The organism is Pseudomonas sp. NPDC090208 (assembly GCF_044746785.1).
GTDB lineage: Bacteria > Pseudomonadota > Gammaproteobacteria > Pseudomonadales > Pseudomonadaceae > Aquipseudomonas.
The window spans coordinates 296,613-304,499 of sequence record NZ_JBIVCU010000008.1 but is presented as its reverse complement, the minus strand read 5'-3'; the positions used below and the strand labels follow the sequence as shown (position 1 = coordinate 304,499).

5 protein-coding genes are annotated in these 7,887 nt (G+C 61.1%); all 5 read right to left on the bottom strand.

Annotated elements, in window-relative coordinates; genetic code table 11:
• Positions 1-1,102 precede the first annotated feature (1,102 nt).
• A complete protein-coding gene (locus tag ACIPL0_RS16040; protein ID WP_400602936.1) occupies positions 1,103-1,480 on the bottom strand; it encodes a response regulator in 378 nt (125 codons plus the stop codon).
• 112 nt (positions 1,481-1,592) lie between these two features.
• Entirely contained in the window at positions 1,593-2,780 is a 1,188-nt protein-coding gene (locus tag ACIPL0_RS16035) for an ATP-binding protein (protein ID WP_400602937.1), read from the bottom strand.
• Positions 2,774-3,391, bottom strand: a complete 618-nt coding sequence (locus ACIPL0_RS16030) for a chemotaxis protein CheB (RefSeq protein WP_400602938.1) — start codon at positions 3,389-3,391, stop codon at positions 2,774-2,776. Before ACIPL0_RS16030 ends, ACIPL0_RS16035 begins: the two co-directional genes overlap by 7 nt.
• On the bottom strand, positions 3,388-4,209 hold the full coding sequence (locus ACIPL0_RS16025) for a CheR family methyltransferase (RefSeq protein ID WP_400602939.1): 822 nt from the start codon (positions 4,207-4,209) through the stop codon (positions 3,388-3,390). Before ACIPL0_RS16025 ends, ACIPL0_RS16030 begins: the two co-directional genes overlap by 4 nt.
• 48 nt (positions 4,210-4,257) lie before the next feature.
• The gene (locus tag ACIPL0_RS16020) at positions 4,258-7,758 is read right to left on the bottom strand and encodes a response regulator (RefSeq protein WP_400602940.1); all 3,501 of its coding nucleotides are present in this window, start codon (positions 7,756-7,758) and stop codon (positions 4,258-4,260) included.
• Between the last annotated feature and the right edge of the window lie 129 nt (positions 7,759-7,887).

The window sequence follows — 7,887 nt, the reverse complement described above, 5'->3', positions numbered from 1 at the left end:
AGGCTGAACGCCATGGTTCGGGATGGAAAACCATGGCAAGACTCGCCTGCCAGCCGTTAGTCGGGTGGGAGGCTTAAGACAGTTGGCTCCCTCCCACATTGATCTGTAGTGACCTCAACCTTGCTTGGCGTCCACACATCCGTAGGAGTGCGCTTGGTCTGGGCCGCATTCGGACGATAGCGTCAGTCCTGCCTACATCGTGTCGTTTGACACACCGCCATCGCGGGCAAGCGCGCTCCTACAGGTACAACGCCAAACTATCCGCGGCAGTGCCAGCTTTTGACCTGGCTTTTGATCTGTTTTTGATCTTGGGGCCCCGTTCCAGAAGGCCGAACGCAGGCGATGCGCAGTGGGTCGAGCGACAGGATGTCGCGAGAGCCGCGTGGGCCATGGATGGCCCTTTCGCGGCGTGCCCACGGAGCATTGCCGGAGTGAGGGTATGCCGAGCCTATGGCGAGGCACCGTATGGCGGGGTAAGAAGCCCTTGGTTACTTGGGGCTTTTCCAAGTAACTCGCCGTCAGGCGAAACCAAGCTGCGTTAGCAGCTAAAGCGCCAGGCCAGACACACCGCAGGCACAGGTTTTACGACGACTCCGTCGCCGGTCGCAGGGCAAGCCAGCTCCTACAGGTACAGCGCAAAACCACCCGTAGCAGTCCGGCTTGCCGGCGGCAGCGATCCCGAAAACGCCAACGTCGGCAAGTCGGACACAGGGCTTTTGATTTTGATCTTGGGGCCCCGTCCCAGAAGGCCGAACGCAGGCGATGCGCAGTGGGTCGAGCGGCATGGATGCCGCGAGAGCCGCGTGGGCCATGGATGGCCCATTCGCGGCGGGCCCACGGAGCATTGCCGGAGTGCGGGTATGCCGAGCCTGTGGCGAGGCACCGTATGGTGGGGAAAGAAGCCCTTGGTTACTTGGGGCTTTTCCAAGTAACTCGCCGTCAGGCGAAACCAGCTGCGTTAGCAGCTACAGCGCAAGACCAGACAAACCGAGTGCACAGATTTTACGACGACTTCGTCGCCGGTCGCAGGGCAAGCCAGCTCCTACACAAGGGTCGCGTCCATCCAGAGATACCTGGCGTCAACACGCCCAACCACGCCCCCTCAGTGCAACAAACTCTGAATCTGCGTCTGCAGACTTTCCATCGTGAACGGCTTGGCAAGGATCGGCGCCTTGCGCGCGATAGGGCTGCCGGATTCGACGATCTCCGCCGGATAACCGCTGATAAAAATCACCTTCAACTCCGGCCGCAGCTTCACCGCCGGCTCGGCGATCTGCACCCCCGACACCCCGCCGGGCAGGCGATAGTCGGTGATCATCAGATCCAGGTGCGGTTTGGTGGCGAGGATTTCGAATGCCTGCTCACCGTTTTCCGCCTGAAGTACCCGATAACCCTCACCTGACAGATAGTCGGCCAGCAGCATCAGGATCAACGGTTCGTCTTCGACGATGAGGACGACATTTTCTGCATCAGAGCTCATTGGAACGCCTTCGATCTTATAAATAGCTGCCTTTACGACCATGGCCCGCGCTGGAGGTTGCGCAAATATTCACATATTCGGGCCGGTGGTCATCGCCGCGCCAACAGCGGCGTCAGCTGTGCAGCGGCAGGCTGACACGGAAGGTCGAGCCCTGCCCTTCAGCGCTTTCCACGGTGATGCTGCCACCGTGCGCCACGACGATCTGCTCCGAGATGAACAGCCCCAATCCAAGCCCCGACACCACATGGCTGGCCGAAACCCGTTCGAACTGCTGAAAGATGCGCTTCTGATTGTCCGGGCTGATGCCGATGCCCCGGTCGGACACTTCCACCCGTGCCTGATCGCCCTCGCTGTAGACCCGCACATCGATGGGTTTGCGGGCGCCATAACGCAGTGCGTTGGTGAGCAGGTTGGCGACCACTTGTTCGATACGGAACTCGTCCCAGACGCCGATCACCTGCGTGCCGGCATGCAGCGTCACCACGCTCTCGGCGGCGGCGACCTGCGCCGAATAGCTTTCCACCAGATTGACCACCAGCTCGGCGAGGTCGAACGGGCTGGGGCGGATCGACAGTTTGCCGGTGCGGATGCGTGACACGTCGAGCATGTCTTCTATCAGGCGGATCAGGCTCTGGATCTGTCGCTCGTCGCGGTCGACCATGGCCTTGAGCTTGTCGAGGGTGAACGCCGACATGTTGTCCTTGGCCAGGTGCAGCTTGCGCAGCTGGGTTTCCAGGATCAGGCCGTTGAGCGGCGTGCGGACTTCGTGGGAGACGATCGACATGAAGTCGTCGCGCATGCGGATCGCGTGTTCCAGTTCGTTCTGCGTCGACTTCAGCTCGCGCAGCAGCGCCTCCTGTTCCTGGCGGCTGCGTTCCAGCTCTTCCAGTTGCTGACGCAGGACCTTGCGCTGGCGATAGAGGTCGACGAACACGTTGACCTTGCTCTTCACCGCGTGGATATCCAGCGGCTTGTAGAGAAAGTCCACCGCGCCGCTCTCATAGCCCTTGAAGGCGTAGTTCAGCTCGCGCCCGGCAGCGGTGACGAAGACGATGGGGATGCTCTTGGTCTTTTCCGTGCCACGCATCAACTCGGCCAGTTCAAAGCCATCCATGCCAGGCATCTGCACGTCGAGAATCGCCAGGGCGAACTCATGCTCCAGCAACAGCGACAACGCCTCGTCGGCGGACAACGCCCGGTACACCTCACGGTCTTCACGCTTGATCAGCGCTTCCAGGGCCAGCAGGTTTTCCGGCAGATCGTCGACGATCAGCAGTTTGGTCTTGATTTCACTCAGCATGCAATTCGTTCCAGCTCGACCAGCAAGGCGCCGATGTCGGGCAAAGGCAAGAGAAAGTCCGGTGTCTGCAGGGCCAGCGCTGCTTCGGGCATGGTTCGCGCCAATGCCCGCGCCGGGTCCTGGATTACGGTAAGACCACCGTACTCCCTGATTCGTGCCAATCCTTGCGCACCATCGTTGTTGGCACCGGTCAGCAGAAAGCCGGCGAGCCTGGCGTCATAGGCGTCGGCGGCGGATTCAAAGAGGATGTCGATGCTGGGGCGCGAGTAGAACACTCGCTCTTCCTGGCTCAGCGACAGGCTGAAATCCGTCTCCACGGACAGGTGATAACCGGGTGCGGCGAAATACAGCGTGCCGGGCACGATGCTTTCCTTGTCATCCGCCTCCTTGACCGGGATCAACAGGTGCGCGCTGAACACATCGGCCAGCTGGCTGCGGCGCTCGTCCGGCAGGTGCAGCACGGTGATGATCGGCAGGCGAAAACCGCGCCGCAACGGGCGGAAGATCTGCAGCAGCGCTTCGACCCCGCCGGCGGACGCGCCAATCACGATGGCGTCGACCACCGGCAGCGCCGGCGAATCCGGATCAGCAGCGGAAAAGGACGTTCTCATGATTTCCGAAAGATTCGCTCTTGTTTGACGAAAGGCTCGAATTGCTCCTTGTAGCTGGAGAACTCCAGCGTTTCCTTGCTGCCCAGCACCAGAAAACCGCGATGGCTGAGCGACTCGTGAAACAGGCCGAACGTTCTGTCCTGCAGCTTCTTGTTGAAGTAGATCAGCACATTGCGACATGAGATCAACTGTGTTTCGGAGAACACGCTGTCGGTCGCCAGGCTGTGGTCGGCGAAGGTCACGTTCTCGCGCAGGGTCTTGTCGAAAATCGCGTAATCGTAGGCCGCCGTGTAGTAGTCGCTGAAGTCGCGGCGCCCGCCGGCCTTGAGGTAGTTCTCGTTGTAGGCGCGGACGTTTTCCATGGAGAAGATGCCTTGCTTGGCCTTCTCCAGTGAATGCGGGTTGATGTCCGTGGCGTAGATGATGGTGCGCTCCAGCAAGCCTTCCTCGCGCAGCAGGATGGCCATCGAATAGACCTCCTCACCCGTGCTGCAACCGGCGATCCAGACTTTCAGCGACGGATAGGTCTTGAGCAGCGGCACCACTTCCTGGCGCACGGCGAGGAAATGCGCCGGGTCGCGAAACATCTCGCTGACCGGAATCGTCAGGAACTGCAGCAGCTGCATGAACGCCGACGGGTCATGCAGGACTTTTTCCTGTAGCGCGGAAATGGTCTTCAGCTCGAACTGACGCAATGCGTGATGGACGCGTCGTTTCACCGACGCGCCGGAGTAATCACGAAAGTCGTAGCTGTATTTCAGATAGATCGCCTCGATCAGCAGGCGCAGTTCGATCTCGGCGTTTCTCTCATGGGGCATCGGCAAAACCTGGTCTTTCTACGAGCGTGGTCAATTGATCCGATCCATTCAGATACGTTCCATTTTTGGCAACCACACACGAATCAGCGAGAACAGGCGATCGAGGTCGATGGGTTTGGCCAGGTAATCGTTGGAGCCGGCCTGCAGACAACGCTCCTGGTCGTCTTTCATGGCCTTGGCGGTCACGGCAATGATCGGCAGCTTGCGCCAGCGCGGGTCCTTGCGGATCTGCATGGTGGCTTCGAAGCCGTCCATTTCCGGCATCATCACGTCCATCAGCACCAGGTCGATGTCGTCGACGGTGTTGAGCTTGTCGATGGCTTCCAGACCGTTGCGACCGATCTCCACCAGCGCGCCCTTGTGCTCCAGCGCGCTGGTCAGGGCGAAGATATTGCGCACGTCGTCATCGACCACCAGGATCTTGCGACCTTCGAACACGCGGTCGCGGCTGCGCGCGGTCTTGAGCATTTTCTGCCGCTCGTTGGACAGCTGCGACTCGACCTTGTGCAGGAACAGCGTCACTTCATCGAGCAGTCGCTCCGGCGAGCGTGCGCCCTTAATGATGATGGTGCGCGAGTACTTGAGCAGCTCGGCTTCTTCTTCGCGGGTGAGGTTGCGCCCGGTGTAGACGATGACCGGCGGGAACGAGCAGATCTCGTCGGTGGACATGCGCTTGAGCAGGTCGTTGCCGAGCATGTCCGGCAGTTTGAGGTCGATGATCATGCAGTCGTAAGCGTTCTCGCGCAGCAGCTCCAGGGCGTCCTGGGCGAAGCCGACGGCGGTGATCTCGATGTCGTCGTCGCCGATCAGGCGGGCGATGCTGTCGCGTTGCAGGGCGTCGTCCTCGACCAGCAGGATGCGCTTGACCTTCTGCGTGAGCTTGGCTTCCAGACGGGCGAACACGTCCTTGAGCTCTTCACGGGTGGTCGGCTTGACCGCGTAACCGATGGCACCCATTTGCAGGGCGGCTTCCTGACGGTCTTCGACGGAAATGACGTGCACCGGAATGTGCCGGGTGGCCGGCATTTCCTTGAGACGCTGCAGCACGGTCAGACCGGAGTGGTCCGGCAGGCGCATGTCCAGCAGGATCGCGTCGGGCATGAAGCTGGCGGCCAGATCGAAACCTTCGTCGGCAGCGTGCGCCACCAGGCAGTGGTAACCCAGCTCGTGGGCCAGATCGTAGAGGATCTGGGCGAAGCGCACTTCGTCCTCGATCACCAGAATGCAGCGTTTGCTGAACGGCCCTTTGTCGCGGTCGTCGGCGAAGCGCTCCACCACCTCGGTCACCACGGCCGGGGCCGCGACGTGACCGCTCGACGCCGGGGTCGATGGCGGCACCACGGACGCCGCCACTGGCGCATCGCTCGTCGTGGACGGCGCCTGCTCCACGTAAAGTTCCGGCATGACCAGGGTGAAAATACTGCCGTGCCCCAGTTCGCTGCTGACCGCGATCGACCCGCCCAACAGATGGGCCAGATCACGGGAAATCGACAGTCCCAGACCGGTGCCGCCGTAACGCCGCGCGGTGGTGCCGTCGGCCTGATGGAAGGCTTCAAAGATGCTCTGTTGTTGTTCGAAAGCGATGCCGATGCCCGAGTCGCGCACGGCAAAGGCGATACCGCCGCCCGGCTGCTGCGACACGGAGAGGCTGACCGCGCCGGTTTCGGTGAACTTGACCGCGTTCGACAGCAGGTTTTTCAGCACCTGCTCCAGACGCTGGCGGTCGGTGTACAGCGACACCGGCGTGCCCGGCTGAATCTCCACGGAGAATTGCAGATGCTTGTCGTTGGCCAGCGGCTCGAAGGTCATGCGCAGGCTGTCGACCAGACGGTTGATGCTGGCGGTTTCCGGACGCACGTCCAGCTTGCCGGCCTCGACCTTGGCGATGTCGAGAATGTCGTTGATCAGGTTGAGCAGGTCGTTGCCGGCCGAATAGATCGACTCGGCGAACGTCACCTGCTCTTCGGTGAGATTGTCGTGCGGGTTCTCGGCCAGCAATTTGGCCAGGATCAACGAACTGTTCAGCGGGGTGCGCAGTTCGTGGGACATGTTGGCGAGGAATTCGGACTTGTATTTGCTCGAGCGCTGCAACTCGTCGGCACGGGCCTGCAATTCGACCTGCGCGATGCTCAGCTCTTCGTTGTTGCGATCCAGCGCGTCACGCTGTTCGGCCAGCGCCTTGCTCTGCTCGGCCAGTTGCTCGTTGGTCTGTTCCAGCTCGACCTGCTGGGTTTCCAGATGCGCCTGGGATTCCTTGAGAATCCGCGACTGCTCTTCCAACTCTTCGTTGGCGGTGCGCAGCTCTTCCTGCTGCACCTGCAGTTCTTCGTTGAGTTGCTGGGTTTCCGCCAGCACTTCCTGCAAACGCTGGCGGTAACGCGCCGCCTCGATGGAGGTGCCCATGTTGCCGGCCACCAGCTCGAGGAACTCGATGTCACGCGGGGTCAGCTCGCGCAGGAAACCCAGTTCAACGACGCCGTTGACTCGCTCGTCATCGCTGGTGGGCACGATCACCACGCTGCGCGGCGAGCCGTCGCCGAGGCCGGACGTGACCTTGAAGTAATCCGGCGGTACGTCGTCCAGGGTGACGGTGCGACCCTGCTCGGCGGCCTTGCCGACCATGCCTTCACCGCCGTGGATCGACTGTTCCTGCAACTCCTGCTGGCGGGAGAAACCGTAAGAGGCCACCCGCACCAGACCGCCGTGCTCCTGGCGCACGTAGACCGCTGCCACCACCGCGCCCAGGTACTGCGCGAGGAACTGCAGAATGTTGCGCCCCAGCAGGTTCAGGGTCAGCTGACCGAGCACCTGCTCGGCCAGTGCGCTTTGACCGTTGCGCAGCCAGGCGACATGGGCCAGACGCTCGGCGTCTTCCTGCTGGGCCTTGAGGTTGGCGGCGTAGGTGTTCGACAGTGTGGTCATGTCGCGGCGGCCGACCCAGGCCAGAATGCCGCTGACGAGCAGAATGAAGAGGATGTACAGCGACACCGAAACGATGGTGGTGTGGGTGACATCGGCATTACGGGCCAGGCGCAACTGGTGCTCGACCGCCGCGGCCTGATCGTATTGGTCACGGATTTCATCGGTCAGGCGCTTGCCGCGTCGGGCCTTCACCGCCGTGGTGTAATCCTGATTGTTGCGCCGCAGGCTGATCATCTCTTCGGCGAATTCGTTCCAGGATTGCTGCATGGCCGCCAGGCGCTTGAAGCGGTCGACCTGCTCCGGGTTGTCACCGACCAGATCTTCCAGGCCCTTGAGTTCGGCCATGATGCTCGGCTTGGCAACTTCATAGGGGTCAAGGAAGCGCTCGTCGCCGGTCAGCAGGTAACCGCGCATGCCGGTCTCCATGTCGACCGACAGCTTCAACGAACGGTTGATGTTGTTGATCACCCGGTCGGTGTGCTCCACCCACTGGATGGCCGAGAGCAGATAGGTGATCAGCACGACGAAAAACGCCGCGCTCAAGACACCTACTCCTAGGGGTAAACCGACGTTGCGGCTCAACAGCTTGCGAAAACGTTTCTCATCGACTGCAGAGTTTTGAATCATCGCAATGGGCCCGGGCAAATTCGTCCAAACGACGGAGTGTGCCGTAATCTTCGGCAAAAAACTCCAGCTTCTGACACAAAAAGTGGAATATCCTGACTTTGGCCACTCGCTCAAAGTCGACGTACTATA

Coding starts and splice junctions, on each gene's coding strand:
- ACIPL0_RS16020 (WP_400602940.1), bottom strand. CDS start 7,758: ATGATTCAAAACTCTGCAGTCGATGAGAAACGTTTTCGCAAGCTGTTG.
- ACIPL0_RS16025 (WP_400602939.1), bottom strand. CDS start 4,209: ATGCCCCATGAGAGAAACGCCGAGATCGAACTGCGCCTGCTGATCGAG.
- ACIPL0_RS16030 (WP_400602938.1), bottom strand. CDS start 3,391: ATGAGAACGTCCTTTTCCGCTGCTGATCCGGATTCGCCGGCGCTGCCG.
- ACIPL0_RS16040 (WP_400602936.1), bottom strand. CDS start 1,480: ATGAGCTCTGATGCAGAAAATGTCGTCCTCATCGTCGAAGACGAACCG.
- ACIPL0_RS16035 (WP_400602937.1), bottom strand. CDS start 2,780: ATGCTGAGTGAAATCAAGACCAAACTGCTGATCGTCGACGATCTGCCG.